The 24,764-nt window shown below is 47.4% G+C and carries 23 protein-coding genes; 18 read left to right on the top strand and 5 right to left on the bottom strand.

The annotated features are described in order from the left end of the window. Positions 1-183 precede the first annotated feature (183 nt). Both ACXADE_RS11355 and ACXADE_RS11350 read left to right on the top strand, forming a co-directional pair. Positions 184-840, top strand: coding sequence for a carboxymuconolactone decarboxylase family protein (locus ACXADE_RS11355; protein WP_474980580.1), 657 nt, complete (start codon positions 184-186; stop codon positions 838-840). A gap of 286 nt (positions 841-1,126) precedes the next feature. Continuing rightward, positions 1,127-2,485 (top strand): glucoamylase family protein, encoded by a 1,359-nt coding sequence (locus ACXADE_RS11350; RefSeq protein WP_474980579.1) that lies wholly within the window; start codon positions 1,127-1,129, stop codon positions 2,483-2,485. Between the two features lie 53 nt (positions 2,486-2,538). Here the strand turns inward: ACXADE_RS11350 and ACXADE_RS11345 are convergent, their stop codons facing one another. The 4 genes from ACXADE_RS11345 to ACXADE_RS11330 all read right to left on the bottom strand — a co-directional run bounded on the left by ACXADE_RS11345 (position 2,539) and on the right by ACXADE_RS11330 (position 6,636). Continuing rightward, positions 2,539-3,528 (bottom strand): LacI family DNA-binding transcriptional regulator, encoded by a 990-nt coding sequence (locus ACXADE_RS11345; protein ID WP_474980578.1) that lies wholly within the window; start codon positions 3,526-3,528, stop codon positions 2,539-2,541. 63 nt (positions 3,529-3,591) lie between these two features. After that, positions 3,592-4,422, bottom strand: a complete 831-nt coding sequence (locus ACXADE_RS11340; protein WP_474980577.1) for a carbohydrate ABC transporter permease — start codon at positions 4,420-4,422, stop codon at positions 3,592-3,594. 21 nt (positions 4,423-4,443) lie between these two features. Beyond that, complete coding sequence (locus ACXADE_RS11335) at positions 4,444-5,325, bottom strand: carbohydrate ABC transporter permease (RefSeq protein ID WP_474980576.1); 882 nt, start codon at positions 5,323-5,325, stop codon at positions 4,444-4,446. A 78-nt stretch (positions 5,326-5,403) separates the two neighbouring features. Continuing rightward, complete coding sequence (locus ACXADE_RS11330) at positions 5,404-6,636, bottom strand: sugar ABC transporter substrate-binding protein (protein WP_474980575.1); 1,233 nt, start codon at positions 6,634-6,636, stop codon at positions 5,404-5,406. A 228-nt stretch (positions 6,637-6,864) separates the two neighbouring features. Between ACXADE_RS11330 and bglX the strand changes: the two genes are divergently transcribed. From bglX to ACXADE_RS11250, 16 genes are all read left to right on the top strand, one after another. Then, positions 6,865-9,030 carry a beta-glucosidase BglX gene (gene bglX, locus ACXADE_RS11325; RefSeq protein WP_474980574.1) on the top strand — a complete coding sequence of 722 codons (2,166 nt, stop codon included), beginning with the start codon at positions 6,865-6,867 and terminating at the stop codon, positions 9,028-9,030. Positions 9,031-9,488: 458 nt separating this feature from the next. Then, the gene (locus tag ACXADE_RS11320; protein WP_474980573.1) at positions 9,489-10,106 is read left to right on the top strand and encodes an ECF transporter S component; all 618 of its coding nucleotides are present in this window, start codon (positions 9,489-9,491) and stop codon (positions 10,104-10,106) included. Positions 10,107-10,294: 188 nt separating this feature from the next. After that, positions 10,295-11,503, top strand: coding sequence for an NAD(P)-dependent malic enzyme (locus ACXADE_RS11315; protein ID WP_474980572.1), 1,209 nt, complete (start codon positions 10,295-10,297; stop codon positions 11,501-11,503). Continuing rightward, positions 11,500-12,279, top strand: a complete 780-nt coding sequence (locus tag ACXADE_RS11310) for a fumarylacetoacetate hydrolase family protein (protein WP_474980571.1) — start codon at positions 11,500-11,502, stop codon at positions 12,277-12,279. The genes ACXADE_RS11315 and ACXADE_RS11310 overlap by 4 nt, the downstream gene beginning before the upstream one ends. A gap of 227 nt (positions 12,280-12,506) precedes the next feature. Beyond that, complete coding sequence (locus ACXADE_RS11305; RefSeq protein ID WP_474980570.1) at positions 12,507-13,544, top strand: LacI family DNA-binding transcriptional regulator; 1,038 nt, start codon at positions 12,507-12,509, stop codon at positions 13,542-13,544. Positions 13,545-13,565: 21 nt separating this feature from the next. Further along, the gene (locus tag ACXADE_RS11300; protein WP_474980569.1) at positions 13,566-14,459 is read left to right on the top strand and encodes an energy-coupling factor transporter transmembrane component T family protein; all 894 of its coding nucleotides are present in this window, start codon (positions 13,566-13,568) and stop codon (positions 14,457-14,459) included. Then, entirely contained in the window at positions 14,459-15,292 is an 834-nt protein-coding gene (locus ACXADE_RS11295; RefSeq protein ID WP_474980568.1) for an energy-coupling factor ABC transporter ATP-binding protein, read from the top strand. Before ACXADE_RS11300 ends, ACXADE_RS11295 begins: the two co-directional genes overlap by 1 nt. 36 nt (positions 15,293-15,328) lie before the next feature. Continuing rightward, positions 15,329-16,195: an energy-coupling factor ABC transporter ATP-binding protein gene (locus ACXADE_RS11290; RefSeq protein WP_474980567.1), complete on the top strand. Its 867-nt coding sequence runs from the start codon at positions 15,329-15,331 to the stop codon at positions 16,193-16,195. Then, positions 16,179-17,060, top strand: coding sequence for a nucleoside phosphorylase (locus ACXADE_RS11285; protein WP_474980566.1), 882 nt, complete (start codon positions 16,179-16,181; stop codon positions 17,058-17,060). Before ACXADE_RS11290 ends, ACXADE_RS11285 begins: the two co-directional genes overlap by 17 nt. After that, positions 17,057-17,857: an MTAP family purine nucleoside phosphorylase gene (locus ACXADE_RS11280; protein WP_474980565.1), complete on the top strand. Its 801-nt coding sequence runs from the start codon at positions 17,057-17,059 to the stop codon at positions 17,855-17,857. The genes ACXADE_RS11285 and ACXADE_RS11280 overlap by 4 nt, the downstream gene beginning before the upstream one ends. A gap of 1 nt (position 17,858) precedes the next feature. After that, the gene (locus tag ACXADE_RS11275; protein WP_474980564.1) at positions 17,859-18,644 is read left to right on the top strand and encodes an amidohydrolase family protein; all 786 of its coding nucleotides are present in this window, start codon (positions 17,859-17,861) and stop codon (positions 18,642-18,644) included. Beyond that, positions 18,592-19,299 carry an amidohydrolase family protein gene (locus tag ACXADE_RS11270; protein ID WP_474980563.1) on the top strand — a complete coding sequence of 236 codons (708 nt, stop codon included), beginning with the start codon at positions 18,592-18,594 and terminating at the stop codon, positions 19,297-19,299. The genes ACXADE_RS11275 and ACXADE_RS11270 overlap by 53 nt, the downstream gene beginning before the upstream one ends. Before the next feature lie 3 nt (positions 19,300-19,302). Then, positions 19,303-19,905, top strand: coding sequence for a class II aldolase/adducin family protein (locus tag ACXADE_RS11265; RefSeq protein WP_474980562.1), 603 nt, complete (start codon positions 19,303-19,305; stop codon positions 19,903-19,905). 18 nt (positions 19,906-19,923) lie between these two features. Further along, positions 19,924-21,000 carry an S-methyl-5-thioribose-1-phosphate isomerase gene (gene mtnA / locus ACXADE_RS11260; RefSeq protein WP_474980561.1) on the top strand — a complete coding sequence of 359 codons (1,077 nt, stop codon included), beginning with the start codon at positions 19,924-19,926 and terminating at the stop codon, positions 20,998-21,000. A 21-nt stretch (positions 21,001-21,021) separates the two neighbouring features. Then, the gene (locus ACXADE_RS11255; protein WP_160911653.1) at positions 21,022-21,192 is read left to right on the top strand and encodes a DUF1427 family protein; all 171 of its coding nucleotides are present in this window, start codon (positions 21,022-21,024) and stop codon (positions 21,190-21,192) included. 25 nt (positions 21,193-21,217) lie between these two features. Beyond that, positions 21,218-23,392 (top strand): malate synthase G, encoded by a 2,175-nt coding sequence (locus ACXADE_RS11250; protein WP_474980560.1) that lies wholly within the window; start codon positions 21,218-21,220, stop codon positions 23,390-23,392. Between the two features lie 214 nt (positions 23,393-23,606). Here ACXADE_RS11250 and ACXADE_RS11245 read toward each other — a convergent pair whose 3' ends face one another. Further along, the gene (locus tag ACXADE_RS11245; protein WP_474980559.1) at positions 23,607-24,344 is read right to left on the bottom strand and encodes a hypothetical protein; all 738 of its coding nucleotides are present in this window, start codon (positions 24,342-24,344) and stop codon (positions 23,607-23,609) included. Positions 24,345-24,764 lie beyond the last annotated feature (420 nt).

The raw sequence follows: 24,764 nt of genomic DNA, 5'->3' as shown, positions 1-24,764 counted from the left end.
TGTAAGATCCTCCGATTTTTGTATGATTTCTATTCTATACGAGTCGGAAATCATAGAGTTTCAAAAAATGGGTTTCTTTTTCACCAGATGACAGAAAATTCCCTCGATTCATTTACGGGGCAACCACTGGATGGTACTATTTATCATAAGAATGAACGAAAAGAATACAAAGGAGAGAGGACCATGGGAAACGACGTTTTATATGCAACCTCCTATTTTGAGAGGCTGCCGGAACTCGGAGATTTGGCTCCAGAAGCCTTCAAGACTTTCGTAGAGTTTGATAAAAAAGCGTTAGCACCAGGAAAGCTGGATGGTAAATTGAAAGAATTAATCGCGGTCGCTGTGGCTCACGTTACAGGCTGTCCGTATTGCATCGATCTGCATGTGAAGAATGTAAAGAAGCAGGAAGCGACAAAGGAGGAAGTTTCTGAAGCGATTCTTGTGGCGACAGCGCTGAAAGCAGGTTCAGCCATCGCACACAGTGTCAATGCGCTCAATACATACGATGAGAAAGGCGATGATGCTTTATACAAAGCCTCTTATTTCAGCCGTCTCAAAGAACTTTCCAATCTTAATGAGGGGGCGTTCCATGCCTTTGTCGACTTCGATCAGCAGTCCATGAAAGGCGGGGCTATTTCTGCGAAAGATAAAGAGCTCATAGCCGTAGCCGTTGCGCATACCACAGTCTGTCCTTACTGCATTGATGTGCATACGAAAGGAGCCAAGAAGCAGGGAGCTGTAAAAGAAGAGGTAGCGGAAGCCATTTTCGTTGCCACGGCATTAAAAGCAGGATCGGCTCTTGCTCACAGTGTGAATGCGCTGAACTCGTATGATGAGTAAACAGAATGAGCAGGGAATACAATGTTAAGAAAGAAAAGGCGATTACTTCCTGGAGTAATCGCCTTTATTATGTATCTTTGCTAAAGCCACCTGATAAATCTATAGAGGTGTTATTTGTTTGGAAGTCCCGATTTTTTTCGCTCCATAGAAGAAGTATCCATTACTTTCCTCCCACTAAATATCTGAAATTTACGACAATTACTACTATTATCGCATTTACCCAGCGCTCATAGTTTTGTACACTTTAATCGAAACGTTTCACCAAACTTGGAAAGGAAGTGGTTTTTTGAAGAAAAAGGTGTCGCTGTTATTTTTGGCCCTCATCCTGATGATGAGTGTCGCCGCGCCGGCAACGACGATGGCGAAGCATGGTCAGAAATGGAAGGAATTTGTTTTATCGAAACAATTGGAAGCGATTTCAAAGAAAACGTACCGGTATTTTGAAGATTTTACTGTGGAAGAAACCGGGCTGACGTATGATGCGGTCCGGTATGATGAGCAGGGAGAAATGACGGCACAGAAGCACACGTCACCAACGAACATAGGCATCTACATGATGAGCACGATTGCAGCAGAGGAAGCGGGGCACATCTCCCGTGATACAGCCGTGGATAAAATCAAGACGACCCTGACAACCCTTGAAGGTATGGAAACATGGAATGGATTGTTCTACAACTGGTACAACACGTCCGATGGATCGCTTTATACGGACTGGGGAGAGTTCATTTCAACGGTCGATAACGGCTGGCTTTCTGCAGGCCTGATCGTCGTCGGACAAGCTTATCCTGAGCTGTATGCTCAGTCAAACGCGATCGTACAGGACATGGATTACTCCACGCTCTATACCCCGGAAGTCGGGCAGATGAGAGGGGGGTATGACGTCGCCGCAGAAAGTTATACGTCCCACCATTACGGCGCGTTTTACACGGAACCTCGTGTCGCGAGCTACATTGCGATCGGTAAGGGCGATGTACCGGAAGAACACTGGTGGAAGATGTACCGCACGATGCCGGACAGCTGGGATTGGCAGGCACAACAGCCAGAAGGATATACGACGACTTATGATGGCGTGGACGTATTTGAAGGGCACTATACGTACAATGGTAAAAAGTATGTACCGAGCTGGGGTGGAAGCATGTTCGAAGCGCTTATGCCGCCACTTGTTCTGAAGGAAAAAGAGCTGGGGAAAGATGCTCTGGGATTGAACAACAAACGCCATACGGACATCCAAATCGAATACGCGAAGGAAGAAGGTTACGCAGCCTGGGGGATGTCTCCAGCCGCGACGCCTGAGGATTACTCTGAATTCGCTGCGACACCGCTCGGAATGGATGGGTACAAATCAGACGGCACCGTAACGCCTCACGCGACATTCCTGGCTCTTGAATATGCACCGATGGAAGCGCTCAAGAACATTCATCAGTTGAAACGTTTCGATACTTACAGCAAATATGGCTTCCTCGATTCTGTGAATGTGGAAACAGGGGAAGTGACGAATGCTTACCTTGCTCTTGATCAGGGGATGACGATGGTAGCGATCATCAACTACCTTGAGGATGGAGTAATCAGAGATTATTTCCACGAATCTGATATCGGACAGGCTCCTGAAGAGCTGCTGATTAAAGAGGAATTTTCGATAAAATAAAGGCAATGATGAGAAAAAAAGCCCGGATTCTTTTATGAGAATCCAGGCTTTTTTTATTTACTCCGTACAGAAGATCGTTTCACAAATTCGGTGGAAAGGTTGAACAACGGATCCACTTTCTCACCGGCCAGCATTTGAAAGATCGTATGGACCGCTAAGGCGCCGGCTTCGTATTTCGGCTGTTTGACGGTCGTCAAAGGCGGGTGGACGTATTCGGATAGCTGGATATCATCAAACCCGATGACAGAGACGTCATCCGGGACGGAAATCCCTTTTTCAGAAAACGCCTGCAGACCGCCGATCGCCATTTCGTCGTTGGCATAAAACACAGCATCAGGCAGCTGCTGCTGGGCGATGAGCATTTTCGTTGCCCGGTAGCCGCCTTCGCGTGTGAAATTCCCGTTGATTTTAAAGCGGGATTGGAAGGGGAGTTCGTGGTTTTCCAAGGCTTCTGAAAAACCTTTGAAACGCTCCTCATTATCATGGGAATCGTGGGGCCCGCTGATATACGCAATGGACCGGTGTCCATTCTCGATCAAATGTTCCGTCGCTTCAAAGGCCCCGTGGCGGTTATCGACGTTCACGTGGATGGCGAACGGGTTCTTAACGTCCCGGTCGAGAACCACGATCGGGAAGTCTTCACGGGCTGATTCCTCAATGACCTGGGTGCTGATGTTATGCGCGAGGATGATCGCTCCATCGACGCGTTTTTCCCGCAGGAATTTCGTAGCGGTGGAGCGGTCACCTCCCACGGAACTGCAGGCGATCAGATCATACTGATGGCTCGCCGTCACCTCCTGGACGCCTTTGATCAATTCCGAGAAGTAAGGCCCGGACATATCACTAAGGATCAAGGCGATCGTATTCGTTTTGGTCCGCTTCAGGTCAGATGCGAACCCGTTCTTCTGGTAATTCAATTCTCTAGCGGCTTTGAGCACTTTTTCGACCGTTGCTGCACTCACTTTCTGATGGCCATTCAACGCGTAGGAAGCTGTCGAAAGAGCGACCCCCGCTCGCTTAGCCACATCTTTGATTGTAGCCATATAAAAATCCTCCATCTGTCCATTCGTATACTTCATTATAACAGTTTTCAAGCATAAACTTGTTTATTTGATGCCTGACATGGTAAAACCTTCCACAATATATTTTTGGAAGAAAGAAAAGATGATGATGATCGGGACCACCATGAAAGCAGCACCCGCCATCTGCAGGGCGAAATTGTTCGCGTATTGTCCCTGTAACAGGGAGAGTCCGACGGATAGTGTATAAAGACTTTCATCGTTCGCGATGATCAACGGCCAGAGGAAGCTGTTCCAACCGGCGATGAAGGTCAATATTCCCTGCACCGCAAAAATCGGTTTCGCAATCGGCATGACGAGGCGGAAGAAGATATAAAATTCGCCGGCACCGTCAAGCCTGGCCGCTTCAATCAAATCATCAGGAATGGTCGTCATGAACTGCCGGAATAAAAAGATGCTGAAGGCGACGGCGAGTCCCGGCAGGATGATCCCGGTCATCGTATTCGTCAGTCCCATTGCGTTCAACAACAGGTACACAGGGATCATGGTCACCTGCCCAGGAATCATCATCGTCGCAAGGACAATGTAAAAGACTTTTTCCCGGCCTTTGAAATTGTACTTAGCGAATCCGTAGCCGGCCATCGCATTGAACAGCAACCCTAAGAAAGAGAAGAGAACGATGATGAGTGTATTTCTCAAGTAAACGGCAAAATTCATATTCGTGAACAGGTTGATGTAATTTTCAAGGGTCGGGTTGTCCGGAATGATCGTTGGCGGGATCGCCAACACTTCACTCTCTGGTTTGAAGGAGCTTGAGATCATCCATATGAAAGGGATCGAGACGAGAACGCCACCCGCCACCATCACCAAGATGACCAGCGCCTGTTCCCATTTGTTCTTCTTCGTCGCTTGTGCCATAACTGTTGGAACTCCTTTCGATTAGTATTCCGTATCTGATTTCCTGAACTTGAATTGGATCATCGTCACGATGATGATCATCGCGAAAAGGACGAAGGACGCAGCAGCCGCATAGCCGAACTCACTGAACTGGAAACCTTCTTTATATATGAAGAGAGCGATGGAAATCGTTCCATCGAGCGGGCCGCCATCGGTCATGACGAACGGCTCTTCGAAGAACTGCATCCAGCCGATCAAGGTGGTGACGGTCACGAAGAACGTGGCGTAACGCAGGAGCGGCAATGTTACATGAAAAAGCACCTGCAGGCGGTTCGCCCCGTCCATTTCAGCGGCTTCATAATACGATTTCGGAATGCCCTGCAAAGCAGCGAGGAAGATGATCATATTGATCCCGATCCCTTTCCAGACGGCAAGGATGATCAGGGAGATTTTCGCGATGGTCGGCTCCTGCAGCCATGGAATGTTGTCGATCGTCAGCAGCGAAAGGATATAGTTGAACAAACCGTATTCGGTATTGTACAAATAGCCCCAGATGACGGCGACCGCGATGATGTTCGTGATCGAAGGCATATAGTAGACCGCCCGGAACATCGTGAACAGTTTGCTTGTCCCGTAGTTCAGCAGCAAAGCGATAGACAATGAACAAATGATGACTAAAGGAACGCCGATAACTACGTAAAAAATGGTGTTGAAAATCGATGTAATGAATTTATCATCTGCAAACAGTTCTTTGTAATTTTCAAGGCCGATGAAGGAAATCGAAGACCAGTCGGCCAGACCTTTCAAGTTCATATCCGTGAAGCTGATGACAAAGGCGATCAGGATCGGAATCAGACTGAAGAGAGATAACAACAGAACCGCCGGGGATATGAACATGTAAGGGTGTCTATTTTTTAATTTCATGGATACCCACCTATCTTGTCATGACATGGATAAAAGAAGATGGAATGGGGCCTCCATTCCATCCTGTCATGTGATGTTTTATTCCTCGATCAAGCTCTGCGCTTCCTTATGGAAGGCCTCGAGCTCTTCTTCAACGTCCGCACCACCGACGGTGATGCGTTCAATGTGAGCGAGCAGCTCCTGTGCAATCCGTTCGAAGTTCTCGGTCTGCAGACCCGGTTTCGTATTCTCCAGCTGTTTACCGAATGTCGCATAATTCGGATCTTCCTGCATGATCGGATCTTCCCAGGCTTCCGTACGGGAAGGGAGAGTGTTGGACTCTTCCAACCAGCTCAACTGCGTATCCACATCCGTCATATAAGAGATGAATTCAAGCGCGCCGTCGACATTGTCGGAGCTTTCAAAGATGGAGAGGTTCGCACCACCCATGCTGGAAGTGTTCGTTTCTTTGGTCGGCATGACGGCTGTCGCCCATTTGCCTTCAAGGTCCGGAGCCTGGTCATTGATGATATTGACCATCCATGGACCACTGAAGAACATCGGTTTCGAACCATCTTTGAACGCTTCTACGATGTCCTTACCTTCCTGTTTCTGACTGATGCCTTCTTCGAAGTAGCTCGTATAATATTGAATCGCTTCTTTGAATTCAGGAGAATCGAAGTTCAGGTTGCCTTCTTCAAGGTTCGATTCATAGCCGTTCTGCCATGCAAAAATGAACGGAGTGATCTGATCATTGCGGTCGATATCAAGCCCGTAAGAGTCTTCGCCGCGATCGGCTAACGTTTGAGCGGCTTCCTTCAGCTCGTCCCACGTTTTTGGTGCTTCGTCATAGCCCGCTTCTTTCAGAATGTCTTCACGGTAGTAAATGACACGCGTATCCGCATACCATGGAATACCTACCACCAGATCTCCATGTTCCATAGTTGAAACGGAGCCGTCGAAGTAATTTTCTTTTGCGAAATTAGGGTAGTCTTCCATATGTTCGGATAAGTCGAGAAGAGCTCCGGCTTCTGCAAATTCCGGGACCCATGTGGTGCCGAGTTGAACGACATCCGGACCATTTCCTGAAGCAACGGCCGTCAACAGTTTGTCATGCGCCGTATCCCAAGGGATTGCTTGTACATCAACGGTCAGATTTTCGTTCTGTTCTTCGAAATCTTTACTGAATTCTTTCAATTTTTTTCCTTCTTCACCCATTGCCCATACCGTTACCGTGTTTTCATCCCCATCGGAGGATGAATTGTCTGAACATCCCGCCAATGCCAAAGATGTCACCACAACAGCGATCAACAACCATAATTTGCCCTTCACGTAAAGCACCCCTTTGTAATTGATTACGTTTATTGAAACGTTTCGATAACTGTATTATAATTTAGTTTGTATCCGCTTTCAACTACTTATTTGATTTTTCTAATAAAAACGACAAAACCTTACTTAATGCCTACATATGACGGTTGACGGATGAGATGAGCGGGATTATACTGCAGGTATGTTTATTTCGAAACGTTTCACTTAACATTCAATAGAGGGGGACCATTCATGGCAGAACATCAATTGAAGAACTTGATGGAACAAATGACAATCGAAGAGAAAGTGGGGCAGCTCGTCCAACTGGCGACGCCTTTCTTTAAAGGAGCATCCGACCGCGGGGAAATCACAGGTCCGATGGTCCAGATGAACATCGATGAAGGAGATATCAAACGAACAGGTTCGGTATTGGGAGCGTCCGGTGCGAATGAGACGATCAACATCCAAAAGGTTCATATGGAAGAAAACCGGCTGGGGATCCCGTTGTTATTCATGTCGGACATCGTCCACGGCTTCAAGACGATCTTCCCTGTACCGCTTGCGATCGGGTGTTCCTGGGATTTAGATCTCGCTGAGCAAAGCGCAGCGATCGCTGCGAAAGAAGCGGCGGTAGCGGGAGTCCACGTCACCTTCGCACCGATGGTCGACCTATCCCGCGAACCGAGATGGGGGCGGGTCATGGAATGTACCGGCGAGGACACGTTTCTGAACAGCCAGTTCGCCCGTTCCTTTGTCAGAGGGTATCAAGGCGATCTGGAAAACGATCCCTATAAAGTCGCTTCCTGCGTGAAACACTTCGCTGCATACGGGGCACCGGAGGGCGGCCGTGATTACAATACCGTCGATATGTCCGAATGGCAGCTGCGGGAAAACTACCTCCCTGCCTATAAAGCGGCCTTAGACGAAGGAGCCCAGATGGTGATGACCGCCTTCAATTTCCTGAACGGGATGCCGTCTACTGGAAACGAACCATTGATGAGGGGGCTTCTGCGGGATGAATGGAACTTTGACGGAGTGCTCATCTCCGATTGGGGAGCGGTGAAGGAACTGATCCCACACGGCGTCGCCGAAGATGAAAAACAGGCAGCTGATAAAGCAATGAAAGCAGGCGTCGACATCGAAATGATGACGTCCTGCTACGTCAATCATGTCGAGGAACTGATCGGAGAAGGGACCCTCGAGCAAAGCACCCTCGATGAAGCGGTGTTACGCATCCTTCAATTGAAAGAAAAACTCGGATTGTTCGATAACCCGTACAGGGGAGCGAGTGAGGAGGAAGAAGCAAGCTATGTTCTCGCTCCTGAAAACAGGGAAGCGTCCCGTGAACTGGCGTCGAAATCGATGGTGCTCCTGAAAAACGAACAGACCCTGCCGCTCAAAAAGGATCAAAAGGTCGCCCTCATCGGTCCATTCGCCGACAACACCGATATCCTCGGACCGTGGTCGTGGGGAGGGTCCGCCGAAGATACCGTCACCGTTGCTTCCGGCCTTTCCCGGTACTTGAATGAAGGACAACTGCTGACATCAGCCGGAAGCGGCATTGAAACGGGAACGGACGAACAAGTGAAAGCAGCACTTGAAAAAGCAGAACAGGCAGAAGTCCTCGTCGTTGCGCTCGGGGAGCATTCTGATATGAGCGGAGAAGCCGGCTGCCGCGCCGACATCCGCATTCCTGAAGTGCAGCTCGAGCTCCTGAAAAAACTCAAAGCTTTAGGAAAACCAGTGACCGCGGTCCTTTTCAATGGCCGCCCCCTGGATGTACGTGAAGTTATCGAAAATGCCGATGCTGTCATTGAAGCCTGGTATCCGGGAACGGAAGGCGGGAACGCACTTGCTGATCTCCTGTTCGGCGAAGTGAACCCATCCGCCAAGCTGACGATGTCGATGCCTTACTCTGCCGGACAAGTGCCGATCTACTACAACCGATACAATACTGGTCGTCCGAAAGATGCCCCGGATGCTCAGGAACGCTATGTATCCCAGTACCTCGATATCCCGAACGAACCACTCTTCCCGTTCGGTTATGGATTGAGCTACAGCCGGTTCCAGTACGATGACCTAACGCTATCCTCTGAGCGGATCCAGCCGGATGATTCTTTGCACGTGTCGATTCAAGTGGCCAACACCGGGGACTATGCCGGAGAGGAAATCGTCCAATTGTATGTAAGAGATTTAGTGGGAGAGGTCGTCCGTCCGCTGAAAGAGCTGAAGGACTTTGAGAAAGTCTACCTCCAGCCTGGCGAGGCAAAGACCGTAGAGTTTACCTTAACGGAAGAACAGCTCAGGTATTATCATGCGAACATGGAACATAAGAGTGATGCTGGAGAGTTTGAAGTATTTGTTGGGACGAACAGTAGTGATGTCATGAGTGCGAAGTTTTCACTAGAGCAAAAATAATGGTGATCAGAAGCCCCACGGAATTTTTCCGTGGGGCTTTTTTCCTTACGTATCATTACATGAAAGATTTCAAGTGGGCGTAGTTCTACCAAATAGGGAAAGGTTTCCACATGAAATCAGATGAAGTCAAAGCTCTCAATTAGAGTTTATTCTTCACTATTTGAATAGATGGGATCGAATATCTGTCTGAAAAAGAACGAATGATGTAGGCTTTTGTCGAATGTAAACAGGTAATATCTTGAAATTATTATTATTTTCAAAATATTGTTGAAATTACAAACGACTCTATGTATAATTCAGTCTAAGAAAGCGTTTCCACAAAACTTGATAAGGTTCTTGGAGTCAATTTGTGGAAACGTTTTTATGTTTAGGTGATTTGAAATAATCATTTAAGGAGGGTGGTACTAAAAGGAGGTTTGTCTATTCGCTTTTATAACAGAGGAGGGACATAACGAATCATGATGAAAAAGAATTCCAGTTTCATTGTTGCGATGATTCCAGCCGGTATTGCCTTGAACTGGGTGGCAAACTCGATTGTAGAAATGCTCAAGCTGCCATTGTTTCTGAATAATATCGGTACCGTACTAAATGCCATCGTCTTAGGCCCGCTTTGGGGTGCGGCAACCGCTTTGATGACCAACGTCATTTTAGCTCTTATTGTTCGATGGACATACTTACCTTTTGCTCTTGTCGGAATATTTGTCGCTTTTTTAGCCTACTTCTTCTATAAAAAAGGGTGGTTTAAGAAAGCATGGAAAGTCATGACAGCCGGTGCCGTGACGGGAATCTTAGCTTCCGCAGTCGCCACCGTCATATCTGTGTATGCGTTCGGTGGATTCTCTGGACATACCGTCGACGTATTGACCGCAGGGTTGATTGCTTCCGGTCAGGAAATTTTCAATGCCGCTTTTGTTGCGAATATTCCGGGCACAGTCGCTGACAAGTTGTTGACGTTCTACATCGTCTGGATGATTCTTAAAATCTTTCCGGTCCGTTTCCTTCCAAATGCCAAAGACATAAGAGAGAAAATTGGGATTGCCCCGAAGAAGAGTGCAGACAAAAAGAAAACGGCATAAAAAAGAACATCAATACAACTGAATTTGGGAAATCGCGTTGTATGATGCTCCATGTACTTACCTTTAAGCATATAAAAAAAGAGAGAATAAATCAAAAGATATGACCTGGTTGAATGTGTGGAAAAGGATCGAATCCGTTTTTTTAACCTATTGGGTCCTTTTCCTACAATAAAGAGGAGGGATGGCCGTTGGATTTGCGCAGAAATGCTTTGGATCTTCATCAAAAATACCGCGGAAAACTGAGCGTGGAAGTGAAGGTGCCAGTGGAGAGTAGAGAAGATCTGAGTCTCGTTTATTCTCCGGGAGTCGCAGAACCATGCAAGGAAATCCATGAAAATGAAGAAGCCATCTACGATTATACAATGAGAGGAAATCTGGTCGGTGTCGTCACGAATGGAACTGCAGTCTTAGGGCTTGGGGATATAGGGGCCGGAGCTTCCTATCCTGTAATGGAAGGTAAAGCGGCGCTATTTAAATTATTTGCTGATGTCGATGCTTTTCCAATATGTATCAATCGTAAAGATCCTGAGGCGTTCATCGATGCCGTGAAGGCGTTGGAAACGACCTTTGGAGGAATCAACCTCGAAGATATTTCTGCTCCCCACTGCTTTTACATTGAAGAAACATTGAAAAGGGAACTTCAAATCCCGGTGTTTCATGATGATCAGCATGGGACGGCCATTGTGACTGCCGCCGGTTTCATCAATGCTTTGAAAGTCGTTCAAAAGAAATTAGAGCATGTGAAAGTCGTCATCAATGGAGCCGGAGCGGCAGGAATCGCTGTAGTCAAACTGCTCGTGAATATGGGGGTCGGAGAGATCATCCTCTGTGATTCGAAAGGGGCTATCTATGAAGGGCGTCATTACCGTATGAACCCATTGAAAGAAGAAGTCGCTGCCATGACCAATGAATCAAGGAGCTCAGGAGAGTTGTCAGAGGTTTTGAAAAAGGCGGATGTCTTTATCGGAGTTTCTGTTGCGGGAGCTCTCACTAAGGAAATGGTGGCTTCGATGAACGATGACCCTGTGATCTTCGCCATGGCAAATCCCATCCCTGAAATTATGCCGGAGGAAGCGGAAAAGGCAGGTGTTGCGGTGATGGGGACAGGGAGGTCTGATTTTCCAAATCAAATCAATAATGTATTGGCTTTTCCCGGCATTTTCAAAGGTGCCTTGAGTGTTTCCGCTAGAGAAATCAATGAAAAGATGAAAGTGGCTGCTGTGGAAGCTATTGCTTCATTAGTGGATCACGATCGTTTGAGTAAAGATTATGTCATTCCAGATCCATTGGATGAACGTGTCGTTGACCGGGTGTCAAAAGCTGTAGCCGATGCGGCTATCCGGAGCGGTGTGGCCAGAAAGGCGAAAATGACAGATGAACTGGAGGTTAAACGATGAAATTTTTACGTTTTACGATTGAAGGGAAGAAGAAAGCAGGAGTCCTTGAAGGTGGAGAGGTGAAAGAGGTTTCAGGAGATGTCTTTAACACCTGGGAATATACAGGTGAGACCTACTCCATAGAAGAAATAGAGTGGTTGGCCCCCGTAGAACTGAACCAAGTGATCGGGATCGGAGCGAATTATGTATCACAGGTAGACGAACTGCCGGAAGAAGGACCAGAAATGCCGGTCTTCTTTTTCAAACCGAACAGTTCTGTCATCGGTCCTTCTGACGCCATTCAAATCCCCGAAACCATCGGTGAAGTAAAGTTTGAGTCGGAACTTGCTGTGGTGATCGGGAAAAAAGCGAGAGGACTGAAAGAAGAGGAAGTCCAGGATCATATTTTCGGTTATACCATCGGGAATGATGTAACAGCGCCTCAATATTTCCATGACAACGGTCATTGGACGCTTGGGAAATCATTCGATACGTTTACGCCTCTCGGTCCTGTCGTAGAAACAGAGTTTGACCATAAAAAGGCCGTGATAGAAGCTGCTCATAACGGGGAGAGAAAACAGAGCAGTCCGACAAGCTTAATGATCGTCACTATCGAGCGGATGATTTCGTATTTGAGTCATGTGATGACCCTGCAGCCAGGGGATGTCATTCTTACAGGGAGTCCGCTCGGAGCAGAGTTTTTAAAAGAGAAGGATGAAATCGAATGTTACATCGATGGAATCGGCTCTCTTAAGAATCCGGTCTGTAAAGCAAAACAGAAGACAACGGTTTCCTAAGTCTCTTTCTATCCGTTTATAAAAACGTTTCCACATTATCAAAAGCATCTGCAAGAAATAATGGAAAATAACTATCTTTATTTTCTGAAAATTGTTGAAATAAACCCTTCCTTTCCCGTATAATAGACACAAATAGAAAGCGTTTGCATGCGACTCTATCAGGGAATGAAGCTGATTTTTTCTTTCATTGCATAAAAACGTTTCCATACAGATAGGAAGTGGTGACAATGACTACGATCAAAGATGTAGCTAAGGCGGCCAATGTATCCATCTCTACAGTTTCGAGAGTTTTGAATAATAGTGGATACTGCAGCGTAAGCACAAAAGAAAAAGTGTATAAAGCGGTAGAAGAACTTAAATTCCAGAAGAGCATGGTGGCAACGGCCATGATTAAGAAAAAAACCTCGACCCTCGGGTTGATCATTCCGGATATTAAAAACATCTTCTATGGTGAATTGACCCGGGCCATTGAGGATCAGGCGCATCAATATGGTTTTAACGTGATTTTATGTAACACGGACAATGATTTGGAAAAAGAAGCGGAATACCTGAATTTCCTGCTTAGAAAAGGGATTGACGGTATCATTTTTTCCACACCTGAAATGAACGATCGGAACATTAAAGAGGTTATGAAGAACCGTCCCGATCTTCCAATGATTTTATTAGGAAGCCAAGTGGAAAACGTGAAACTGGATGAAGTGCTCGTTGATAACTATGAGGGAGGCTATCAAGCAACCCAGCACCTTTTGGAATATGGGCATGAGAGGATTGGCTATATCGGTGGCCAGGAAGATTCTTATGCGACAGTGGAAAGGTTTAAAGGTTATTCAAAAGCACTTGAAGATCATGGTCTTCAACCCACCGATCATTATGTGCGTCTGGATGAATTCAAAATCCATAGCGGGTATCACAAAGGGAAGGAACTGTTAGCACTTGCTGATCGTCCCACAGCCATTTTCGCCGGAAACGACGCGATTGCCGTCGGAATTTACAAGGCAGCAAGGGAGATGAACCTATCGATTCCGGAAGAGCTCTCAGTCATCGGTTTTGACGATTCTCAATTTGCGGAAATTGTCGCTCCTGAATTGACGACGATCCGAACGCCTACGGCAGATATGGGAGAGAAGACGGTGGAATTGATTGTCAAAATCATAAAGGAAGATAAGAATTTCAAGGAAACGATTACGTTTCAGCCGACGCTGATCGAAAGGGGATCCACAACCGTCGTCGATGAGAACGGCCTCGTACAGAAATACCCATCCTAACTATACGAAGGAGGAAAAAGCGTGAACAGTTTGTACTTGCCAAAAGATAGCTTGATTCACAGCTTGGACCCAAGGACGAAGATGATTTTCGTAGTTTTTGTCGTTGCCAGTTCATTTATCATGAATGATCCGGCTCTCCAGCTTTTATTGCTGGTTGCTCTTTTCCCGCTCGTCGTTTTAGCAAAACTCGTAAAACCGTATTTGATTTCCATTCAATTCCTACTGCTTTTTGCAGTCCTGATCATGACCGTTCATGGAATCTATAATCCGATCGGCGTTACACCAGTCTTTGAGATTTTTGGCGGTTTGACTTTCAAGTATGAGTCGATGGTTTATGCGTCTGTCATGTCTTTCAGAATTCTCGTTATCGGTACAGGTGCTGTCCTCTTCGTCATGACGACCCACCCATCTGACATGGCTTCAGCCCTTGTGAAATGGAAAGTCCCTCATTCTTTTGCGTTTATCTTACTATCAACCTTTCAAATCATCCCGATCATCGCCCGTGAAGCTAAAATCGTCATGGAAGCCCAGCAGGCGAGATGTCTCGATGTGAAAGGGAACATTATTCAACGTGTGAAGAATCTCGTCCCCATGTTCGCTCCCTTGTTCATCATTACATTTATGAAAGTTCACCAACTCTCTTACGTTCTCGAATGCCGAGCCTTTAGTAGAAAAGGAAACAAAACAAGCCTCCGTGAAACGAATATCGGATCCCTCGACTATTCTTTCCTGATCGGGATGCTCGCTGTCCTGGTGTTTGAAATCTACTTGAAGTTGTTCATGATGGGATCCTTGCAGTGGACAACCAACGCTCTATTAACCTATTCCCTTATTGGAACGTGGATCGTTTGCGGGTTTATGCTCGTTAAGTTCCTGGTCAAACGATTTCAAGGGAAATTCGGAGGTGTGAATTGATGCCTGAACAAGCGATACAAGTGAAAAATCTCACATTTGAGTATCCGGATACAGAAGAACCGGTCTTGAAAAATATCAACTTTTCCATCGATTATGGAGAGATCCTCGGCATCATCGGCCCAACAGGTGCTGGGAAATCGACCTTAGCCATGTGTGTGAATGGTCTTGTGCCCCAGGTGATCCAGGGAGAGATCGAAGGGGAGGTCACAGTCAAAGGGATGAATGTCCACGAAAGTAATGTGGCTGCGATGTCAGAACATGTCGGTTTTGTCTTTCAGGAACCTGAGAACCAATTGAGCCAGATGACGATTGAAGAAGAAATCGCATTTGGAATGGGGAATCTTGGAGTCCCCCGGGATGAAATGCTTGGCCGCATCAAAGATGCCCTCTCCCAAGTCGGTCTGGAAGGTTTCGAAGAACGCAGCCCGCTTGCCCTGTCCGGTGGACAGCAGCAGCGTCTCGCGATTGCTGCGGTGCTTGCGATGAGACCGACCATCATGATCATGGACGAGCCGACATCAATGCTTGATCCAAAAGGAAAAAATGAAGTCTATGATGTGTTGAAGAATTTGAAAGCCTATGGAATGACAGGCATCATCATCGACCATGAGGTAGAGAGAATCGCCGCGTATTGTGATAAGGTCTTAGTTTTGGATGAGGGGGAAGTCAAAATGTTCGGCACGACGGAAGAAGTTTTTACAGAAATCGACCGTCTGCATGAATGGACCCTGCACGCCCCGCAAGTGACCGAATTTTTATCACAGTATAACAAGAAATTCCATAAAGAATGCGGCACTTGCGACAACTATAGAAAAAGCTGTTCGGTCTTATGAAAGCGCAAACAAATAACGTTTGAGGGGGCAGAAGCGATGCAACCATACATGTCTGTGAAAAATGTCTCTCATGTTTATCCGAATGGGGTGACCGCGATTAAAGATATCAATCTCGATATCTACGAAGGAGAAGTCGTCGCGATCCTTGGCAGTAATGGATCCGGGAAAACGACGCTCGTGAAGCACTTCAACGGGCTGTTGACCCCTACAAAAGGTGAAATTACCGTAGGCGGGTTGAATACGAAAAAAGAGAAAATATCCAAACTCTCCAGTTTAGTCGGCTATGTTTTCCAAAATCCGAACCACCAGACGTTTCTTCCTTCTGTGAGAAAAGAGCTGGAATACGGCTGTACCAATTTGAAAATGTCTGAGACTGAAATCGAGGAAAGGGTTAACAAAGCCATTGAATTGTTTGAACTGGAGGACAGGCTGGATGATAATCCCTTTGATTTGAATTCCAGTCAGCGGAAAGAAGTGGCGATGGCATCCATCATGGCGGTGTCCCCCAAAGTGATCGTCCTGGATGAACCGACGACGGGGCAGGACCATAAAGGGTGTAAACGTGTCCTCGATTTAGTCAGGATGTTCAAAGCGCATGGCCACATCGTCGTCTTGATTACCCACGATATGCACCTGATCGGGGAATTGAACTGTCGGACCGTCGTCATGAACCAGAGTAAAAAGATTGCGGATGACCAGGCGGATGTCGTTTTTTCCCACAAAGGCGTCATGGAAGAGGCAGGCCTTCAGCCACCACAAATCACAAGCTTCGCCAATCAATTGTCGGACTTGGATGCAAACAAAACGTACTTGACGATCGATTCCATCCTTTCATGGATCAAAGAAAACAAACCAAACCAAGAGATAAAAGAGGAGGCTGTTCAAATTGGCTCAGGATCTTAAATGGAAAGCAAAAGCAAATCGACCAGAATCAGCAGATCAATCGCAATATCATATACGGTGCCGCCCCGGTGATGTAGAGAAATATGTTCTGCTGCCCGGAGACCCGGAACGTGTGGGACAGATGGCCGAGCTTTGGGATGAGAAAGAACACATCGCCACTTACCGTGAACACGTTACATACACGGGGAAAGTCGGCGGGGTAGGAATCTCGGCCTGCTCGACAGGAGCGGGTGGACCGTCAACGGCAAGTGCTTTGGAAGAGCTTGCTGAAGTAGGGGCGGAAACCTTCCTTCGTGTCGGGACTTGTGGGGCGATGCAGGAGGATATCGCACCAGGAGACTTGATCATCTGTGCCGGTGCGGTCCGCTACGACGGGACGAGCGATCAGTATGTCGATCAGAAGTTTCCGGCGGTTGCCAACCAGGAAGTCGTGATGGCGACCATTGAGGCTGCAGAACGTTTGGGCGTCACCTATCACGTCGGCATCGGCTACACGGCCGCTTCCTTCTTCTGTGGCCAGGGACGCCCAGGGTACAACAACTATAACCAAAGCTGGATGCACACGATCATGGATGACATGCAGCGGGCCGGAGTCCTGAACTTCGAAATGGAAGCCGCAACAGTTCTGACTTTGAGCAGTTTGTTCAATTTGAGAGCGGGCGCTATTTTTACAGCGGTTGCCAACAGAGTCAAAGATGAATTCGAATATAAAGGAGAAGGCGTGGAACAATCGATCGCTGTGGCGACAGAAGCGATCAAAATCCTGAGCCACTGGGATCAGCTGAAGAAAGATTCAGGCAAGCCTTACTTTTACCCATCCTTATTAACGCAACAAACCAAAGTTGAAGGAGGAAGTGTTCTATGAAAATCGGAATCGTCGGAGGCACAGGGTTTTACAACTTAGTGGATGACATGAAGGAAGTTCAGGTGTCTACAGAATATGGAGATGTCGTTGTCTATGAAGGAGAGCATGCAGGAAAAGACATCTATTTCCTTCCGAGGCACGGGAAGTCTCATGACAGCCTTGCTCACCAGATCAATTACCGGGCAAACATGATGGCTTTGAAACAGCTCGGTATAGACCATGTCCTTGCCATGTGCGCGGTCGGCTCTTTGAATCCTGATATTCCGGTCGGAGCGCTTGCCCTCCTGGATCAATTTATGGACGTTACGACGAAGCGCGTCTCGACTTACGATAAATATTCGGTGGAAATCACACAGCCGTACTGTCCGGATCTGAACGCGACGTTCTTAGAGGCAGCTAAGGAGCTTGACCTGGATGTCACACCAAAGGCGAATTACATCTGTGTGGACGGCCCCCGCTATGAAACGGCATTGGAAATCAATATCTACAAGCAGTGGGGAATGGATGTTGTCGGCATGACGAATGCGACAGAAGCCATTCTGGCAAGAGAACTCGGCATCGCCTATGCGGTTGTCACGATGTCGACAGACCTTGCGGCAGGAACGACGGATGTTCCACCGGATCTTGATACACATAAAAATGTCGTCATTGAGAACCAGGACAAAATCAGAGATCTATTCCTGAAGACGATTGAACGGGCGACCGATGACAAACCATCGATCGCGCATGAAGCGTATGCGAGAGCTTTGAAAGCCCGTGAAGCAAAACTTGAAAAGTTAGAAGCGACACAGGCGTAACATGAGCCTTGTCATCAGACAGGCGGAATGGATCGACAGGGAAGGTACAGTGAGAACGGGGGACCTACTGATCAAAGAGGGGAAAATTGAAAAGATTCTCCCTTCTGGATCTTATCCCGGCAGCCCTGAAACCCGAGAGGTCGATGCCAGCGGCCAGTTGATCATCCCGGGCATGACGAATGCGCATTATCACTCGTACTCCAACCTGCTCAAAGGTACAGAAACCGGCCTGCCTTTAGAGCTATGGTCGTTATATACCGTGGCTTATGGCCATTCCTTAACCGATGAAGATATCTATCTGGCGGTCTTGCTGGGAGCAACAGAGATGATCCGGAGCGGGGTGACTTCCTGTTTGGACCACTTCCCGCACATTCCGAGATCAGAAAGCGCATTGGAAGCCTACCTCGAATCGGGAATGCACGTATCCTTTGCTCCGATGATTCACGATGTGCCCGATCATCACTTTCTTCAGTTGGAGTTACCTGATGATCTAAGAAGAAAAATGGAAGTCCCACCAAGGTCATCCGCACAAATGCATGACTTTTACAGCGAATTAATCGAGAAGTGGCATGGGAAAGAGGGACGGATCCAGCTTGCGGTCGGTCCGAATGCCCCGCAAAGGTGTACCGCGGAAGCTTTGGAGTTATGCGATCATCTCAGCCGAACCTATGACCTCCCTATCCATACCCACCTCTTAGAAACGAAGATTCAAAGAGATTACAGCAGGCGCCATTATGGGGAGGGCGGGGTCATTCAACACTTGGATCAGGCCGGCATCTCTCGATGAGCGCCTCACCGCCGCCCATGCGATCTGGGTTGATGAATGGGAAATGGATCTACTCAAGGACCGAGGCGTATCAATCGTTCATAACCCGGCAAGCAACATGATTTTGGGCAGTGGACAAGCACGGGTCTTTGATTATTTACAAACAGGGTTCCCTGTTGGATTAGGGACCGATGCTTCCAATTGTGGCACCACACACAGTCCCTTTGAAACGATGAAACTGGCAGCCATGATGCCACGGATGGCCGAGAGGAATCCAGGCAGATGGCCGGATGCCTCACAAGTGTTCAACATGGCTACTGTGCAAGGGGCACGTGTCTTAGGAAATGAAAATCGAAAAGGTGAGATCGCAGAAGGTTTTGACGCCGATCTTGTTTTCCTCAACAAAAACACGACAACATGGGCGAACACTCATGATGCCGTCACCCAGCTCGTCTTCCATGAAAACGGCTCTTCCATCGATTCCGTCATGATCCAGGGAGAATGGGTGATGAAGAATAAGCAGATCACTTCATTTGATGAGCACCGAGTGATCCAACGGGTGCAGGAACGAGCAGAAACGCTTCGCGCAAACAGTGCAGAAGCGGTTGCATTCGCAGACAGACTGAGGGTTCATGTGGAGGAGTTTTACCATCACTTTTATAAACAGGAGGAATGAAAGATGAGCCACGATTTATTGAAAAAAGAACTGCAGCATGTATCCCATAAGGTTTATCAAAAAGGCTTCACCCAGGCGACCGGTGGAAACATCAGTGTAAGGATCCCGGGGACCGACTATGTGCTGATCAAAAGAAGCGGGGTCAGCCTCGGGGAAGTGAGCAGGGAAGATGCCCTCGTTGTCAATATGGACGGAGAGGTCATCGAAGGCCAAGGAAAGCCTTCGAAAGAAATCGGGTTTCACCTCGGCGTCTATAAAGTCCGCCCTGATGTCAATGCGATCGTCCATTGTCATCCGAATTATGCGATTGGCTATGCGTGTTTAGGAGAAGAACTCCCGCTTCCTACCGTGACGGCAAGGAAACTTCTCGGTCATGTGCCGGTGGCGGACGTCGCACCCTCAGGTTCCAAGGAACTTGCGCAACATGTGACAGACGTTTTCACGCAGTACCCGGATATTAAGATCACACTGATGAAGGATCATGGCGTCTGTTCAGTCGGACCGACGCTCGAAGCGGCATACAACGTCGTCGACCTTACCGAAGCAACAGCGAAACAGGCATTCATCCTAACGCAATTACGTGCAGGTGTACCGGTCACAAATTAAACGGGAGGGGGGATTATCATGACTGATATTCAACAATTGGTGCAGCGTTATCAAGAAGAAAATCTCGCGCTTCCGATCTGGTTCGAAGAGGGGACGTTGAAAGTCATCGATCAGACGAAGCTGCCTTTTTCTGAAGAGGTTATGACTTGTTCCACAGTCGAAGATTTGGGTGAAACGATTCGCTCCATGCAGATCCGCGGTTCAGGTGCGATCGGCATCTGCGGAGCTTACGGCCTTTACTTAGCGGCGCTTGTCTCTGATGGCGACCCAGAAGCTGTTAAGGAAGCGGGGTTTTTGTTAAAAAGCACACGTCCGACGGCTGTGAACCTGATGAAAACGGTTGACGAAATGTCGGCTTCCATCAAGGGGAGTGGGCAGGAGCTCATCGACGTGATGGAAGCGAAGGCTGTAGAGATTCTCGAGCGCCAGCTTGCTTTTGAATATGAACTCGGCCGCAACGGAGCCGAGTTGATCGAAGACGGCGATACGGTGATGACTCACTGTCACTCCGGTGCCTTAGGTGGAGCCGGGTATGGAGGTCGGGCTTTATCAGTCATCCGTACCGCCCACGAGCAGGGCAAGAACATCCATGTCATCACTTGTGAGACACGTCCTTATCTGCAAGGAGCCCGGATCACGGCGTATGAACTGAAAAAATTCGGGATTCCACATACGCTGATCACGGATAATATGTCCGGGTTTTGTATGAGTACCGGACGGATCGATAAGATCGTCGTAGGATCGGATCGTGTGTCAGCCAACGGAGATTTAGCCAATAAGGTAGGCACGTACATGCACGCCCTGGCCGCCAAAGAGCACGATATCCCGTTTTATACAGCGACCTCGAGCCATACGATTGATTTCGAAACACCGAGTGGAGCTGACATTGAGGTGGAAATGCGTGATGCCAGCGAAGTCACCCACCTGAAAGGTATCGCCATCGCCCCTGAAGGAACGAATGCTCTCTATCCATCGTTTGATATAACGCCGAATGCGTTGATCAGCGGCATCATTACCGAAAAAGGTGTAATCTCGGCTCCTTACTCAACGAACTTGAAGAAAGTGAATGCCGAGGCAGATAAAGTCTCCCAGTAAGTGCGGGAAGGAGGAACTCTTATGGTAAAAGAAGCGATTCTCGCGTTGATGGCAGGAATCTTCATCGGTGTCGTTTTTAAATTGATCAAACTTCCTTTACCTGCCCCTCCTGTTCTCGCTGGTGTGCTTGGTGTAGCAGGGGTGTATATCGGCGGTAAAATCATCGAAATGCTTTTTATGAGAGTACAGTAACAAAGATATAAAGGAGGAAGGACTCATGAGTCAATATGTGAAAATCGGTAATTTGAACGTAGATCAAGCCTTGTATGAATTCATTGTATCTGAAGCTCTTCCAGAGAGTGGGGTGGCGGATGAACAATTTTGGAGTGATTTTGAAACTTTGCTGTATGAATGGACGCCAGTCAACCGATTGCTGCTGGGAGAGCGCGATGCTATTCAAAACCAGCTGGATACGTGGTACAAAAACAATAACGCTGGTTATGAATTTGAAGAGTATAAAGGGTTTCTCGAGGAAATCGGCTACCTTGAACCGAAAGTGGATGACTTCAAGGTCACGACGGAAAATGTTGATCACGAAATCGCTTACCAGGCAGGCCCTCAATTAGTTGTTCCAGTCGATAATGCCCGCTATGCACTGAATGCAGCCAATGCAAGGTTCGGAAGTCTTTATGATGCGTTGTATGGAACAGATGTCATCAGTGAAGATGATGGAGCGGAGCAGGGAAGTCACTATAACCCGGTAAGAGGAAAGAAAGTCGTCACGTATGCCAAGGATTTCCTGGACCGGGTCGCTCCTTTGGCAGAAACCTCCCATAAAGATGTGGTTACATACAAGGTGACGGGAGGAGAGCTGAGTGCAACACTCAACGATGGCTCAGAGAGAACATTGGTCGATCCTGGGAAGTTCAAAGGGTACCAGGGTGTTCCTGAAGATCCTTCTGCCATCCTGCTTGAAAATCATGGGCTGCATGTAGAAATTCAACTGGATCCGAATCACCCAATAGGTAAGGAAGATCCGGCTGGAGTGAAAGATGTGCTCGTTGAATCCGCGACTACGACGATCATGGACTGTGAGGATTCCGTCGCAGCCGTCGATGCCGAGGACAAGGTGCTCCTCTATCGAAATTTGCTTGGTCTCATGAAAGGCGACTTGACCGCTTCCTTCAACAAAGGGGGCAAAGAAGTGACCCGTCACCTCCAGCCTGATCGCAGTTACACCACCCCTGAAGGCGGCGAAAGGGTTCTCAAGGGGCGTTCCCTGATGTTCATCCGCAATGTCGGCCACTTGATGACAACCCCTGCGATTTTGGATAAAAACGGAGACGAAGTGCCGGAAGGGATCGTCGATGGTGTCGTGACCTCTCTCTTAGGTAAGCATGACCTGCTTCAAAATGGGAAATACCAGAACTCTGTTGAAGGATCCATCTACATCGTCAAACCGAAAATGCACGGTTCAAAAGAAGTGGCTTTTGCGAATACCCTTTTCAATAAGATTGAAGACATGCTCGGACTACAACGCCATACGATTAAAATCGGGGTGATGGATGAAGAACGCCGGACGACCTTGAATCTGAAGAACTGCATCCATGAAGTGAAAGAGCGGATCGTCTTCATCAACACCGGCTTCCTTGATCGGACAGGGGATGAAATCCATACCTCCATGGAAGCGGGAGCGATGATTCGCAAGCAGGAAATGAAAACGTCCACGTGGCTGCAGGCGTATGAACAGTCCAATGTCCATGTAGGAATCGAAACCGGACTCGTAGGCAAAGCTCAAATCGGAAAAGGGATGTGGGCGATGCCTGAGTTGATGCACAACATGATGGAGCAAAAAGGAAGTCAGTTGAAAGCAGGAGCGAACACCGCCTGGGTACCATCTCCAACGGCAGCCTCCCTCCATGCGCTTCATTACCATGAGATCAATGTAAAAGCGATACAGGAGAAAATCCTTGAGAATATCACGGACAACATCGACGACATCCTTCAAGTGCCTGTCGCCTCTTCGACCAATTGGAGTGAGGAAGAAATTCAGCAGGAACTTGAAAACAATGCTCAGGGAATCCTCGGATATGTCGTACGCTGGGTGAACCATGGCGTCGGTTGTTCCAAAGTCCCTGATATCAACAACATCGGCTTGATGGAAGACCGTGCGACACTAAGAATATCCAGCCAGCATATGTCCAACTGGCTGCATCATGGGATTGTCACCGAAGAACAGGTGGAACAAACCTTGAGAAAGATGGCCAAGGTCGTAGATGGACAAAATGCTCATGATCCCGAGTATAGACCGATGGCTCCTGATTATGATCAATCGATTGCTTATCAGGCTGCGAGAGACCTGATTTTTGAAGGGCCCAAACAGCCGAACGGTTATACCGAACCGATTCTGCATCAGCGGAGAAGAGAGTTGAAGCAAAACGTTTACACTTGATTTTATGAAAGCTTAAGGCTCTTTTTAGTCTTAGGCTTTTTCTTTTCAAAAGAGTGAGTAATCCTGATAATTCTCCTTATAGACCCCTTTTGTAGATGGAGGGGGAGTTTTCACTGGAGCTAACATAATGGATAGCGAAAGGCACAAGGAATGTCACAGGTGTATTTTTTTTAAGAATGAAGAAAGAGAGGTCAATATTTAGACCTCTCTTTCTTTAACGTATAGGAATATCGATGGTTTCTTCCTCCACACGTACGTGGAGAACCAATGGTTTATCGGTTTCTGACACGGGTTTTGGTACTTTGGCATACACATGTATTTTACCTGTGGTCAAAGCATCCACTGAGGATGTTCCTTTGAACTCACTGCCGTCTTTTTCCTCTGTCGTGCCGGTCATATCGAATTCGTGTTCATCATCATAAGTAAGCGTGAAACCCACAGGGGCCAGTTTATGTCCAAAAGAAAAGCTGTCTGATGTATCATTTTTAATCGTTCCGGTCAGATGAAAGAAGACTTCAGAATCATTGGTGATTTCTCTGTTGGAAAAAGAGTTCTCCGGGTCTGCATTGGAAGATTCAAAAAATGTGGTGAGCTCAGCGTTGTTAATCGTAATCAAAATAGAACCATCCTTGTATTTGATCACTTTTTCTTTATCCAACATATTGCCGGTGGATGGATGTTCTTCGTCATTGTCTCCAGAAGCTTCATATACATCTTTATCATCACTACTGCCTTCGGATGTTTCTGATTCCTCCGTTTTATCTTTGCTGTCTTTAGACGTTTCCGAGTTCTCCGTATCCGTAGAGTTGGAGGAACCTTCGTCGCTGGACTCATTCTGTGAGGTGTTGTTTTCACTCGAAGTACCTGCTGATGTATCATCCGATGAACCGCACCCAGTTAAAACGATAACGATCAGCATAACCCAAAGCGAGCTTTTCCATGTACGCTGCATAATTTCTCTCCTTTTCTTTAGTAGTTCTTTCAGGTTCTATGTACCCATTAAAAAGAAAATAATACCATTATTTTAACAAATTTAAGTATCTATTCAACCATTTCTCTTCTTTACTTTTGGCTCTTTTAAAGTTTAGTTTTGATATTACTCCAAAAAAAAGAACGTCCAATGTTATGGAGGTTCTTCATTTTTATAGTTAGCTTATTCAACGAAAGCTCCCGTTTGTGGAAGACTCAGTTTCGAGATGTTCTGGGGTTTTATTGCCTGGTTGAGCGTCAGGGGTGGCAGGGAAGCCACTCGCTTTCCTGCGGGGATGGCGGCAAGCCTCCTCGGACTTCGTCCTGTGGGGTCTCGCCAGCCCATCCATTCCCGCGGGAGTCTCGCAGCTTCCCAACCATCCCTTTCATAGTGAGGAGAAAC

This window comes from Halobacillus sp. ABR2_026 (genome assembly GCF_056158545.1).
Note: the sequence above shows the minus strand (reverse complement) of the source record. Positions and strands in the feature narration are given on the sequence as shown.

Bases quoted from the DNA above. Each gene is read 5' to 3' on its own strand.
- ACXADE_RS11320 (WP_474980573.1), top strand. From the start codon at position 9,489: ATGATGAAAAAGAATTCCAGTTTCATTGTTGCGATGATTCCAGCCGGT.
- ACXADE_RS11310 (WP_474980571.1), top strand. From the start codon at position 11,500: ATGAAATTTTTACGTTTTACGATTGAAGGGAAGAAGAAAGCAGGAGTC.
- ACXADE_RS11295 (WP_474980568.1), top strand. From the start codon at position 14,459: ATGCCTGAACAAGCGATACAAGTGAAAAATCTCACATTTGAGTATCCG.
- ACXADE_RS11250 (WP_474980560.1), top strand. From the start codon at position 21,218: ATGAGTCAATATGTGAAAATCGGTAATTTGAACGTAGATCAAGCCTTG.
- ACXADE_RS11340 (WP_474980577.1), bottom strand. From the start codon at position 4,422: ATGGCACAAGCGACGAAGAAGAACAAATGGGAACAGGCGCTGGTCATC.
- ACXADE_RS11345 (WP_474980578.1), bottom strand. From the start codon at position 3,528: ATGGCTACAATCAAAGATGTGGCTAAGCGAGCGGGGGTCGCTCTTTCG.
- ACXADE_RS11245 (WP_474980559.1), bottom strand. From the start codon at position 24,344: ATGCAGCGTACATGGAAAAGCTCGCTTTGGGTTATGCTGATCGTTATC.
- ACXADE_RS11335 (WP_474980576.1), bottom strand. From the start codon at position 5,325: ATGAAATTAAAAAATAGACACCCTTACATGTTCATATCCCCGGCGGTT.
- ACXADE_RS11290 (WP_474980567.1), top strand. From the start codon at position 15,329: ATGCAACCATACATGTCTGTGAAAAATGTCTCTCATGTTTATCCGAAT.
- ACXADE_RS11265 (WP_474980562.1), top strand. From the start codon at position 19,303: ATGAGCCACGATTTATTGAAAAAAGAACTGCAGCATGTATCCCATAAG.
- mtnA (WP_474980561.1), top strand. From the start codon at position 19,924: ATGACTGATATTCAACAATTGGTGCAGCGTTATCAAGAAGAAAATCTC.
- ACXADE_RS11255 (WP_160911653.1), top strand. From the start codon at position 21,022: ATGGTAAAAGAAGCGATTCTCGCGTTGATGGCAGGAATCTTCATCGGT.
- ACXADE_RS11270 (WP_474980563.1), top strand. From the start codon at position 18,592: ATGGGGAGGGCGGGGTCATTCAACACTTGGATCAGGCCGGCATCTCTC.
- ACXADE_RS11305 (WP_474980570.1), top strand. From the start codon at position 12,507: ATGACTACGATCAAAGATGTAGCTAAGGCGGCCAATGTATCCATCTCT.
- ACXADE_RS11280 (WP_474980565.1), top strand. From the start codon at position 17,057: ATGAAAATCGGAATCGTCGGAGGCACAGGGTTTTACAACTTAGTGGAT.
- ACXADE_RS11275 (WP_474980564.1), top strand. From the start codon at position 17,859: ATGAGCCTTGTCATCAGACAGGCGGAATGGATCGACAGGGAAGGTACA.
- ACXADE_RS11355 (WP_474980580.1), top strand. From the start codon at position 184: ATGGGAAACGACGTTTTATATGCAACCTCCTATTTTGAGAGGCTGCCG.
- bglX (WP_474980574.1), top strand. From the start codon at position 6,865: ATGGCAGAACATCAATTGAAGAACTTGATGGAACAAATGACAATCGAA.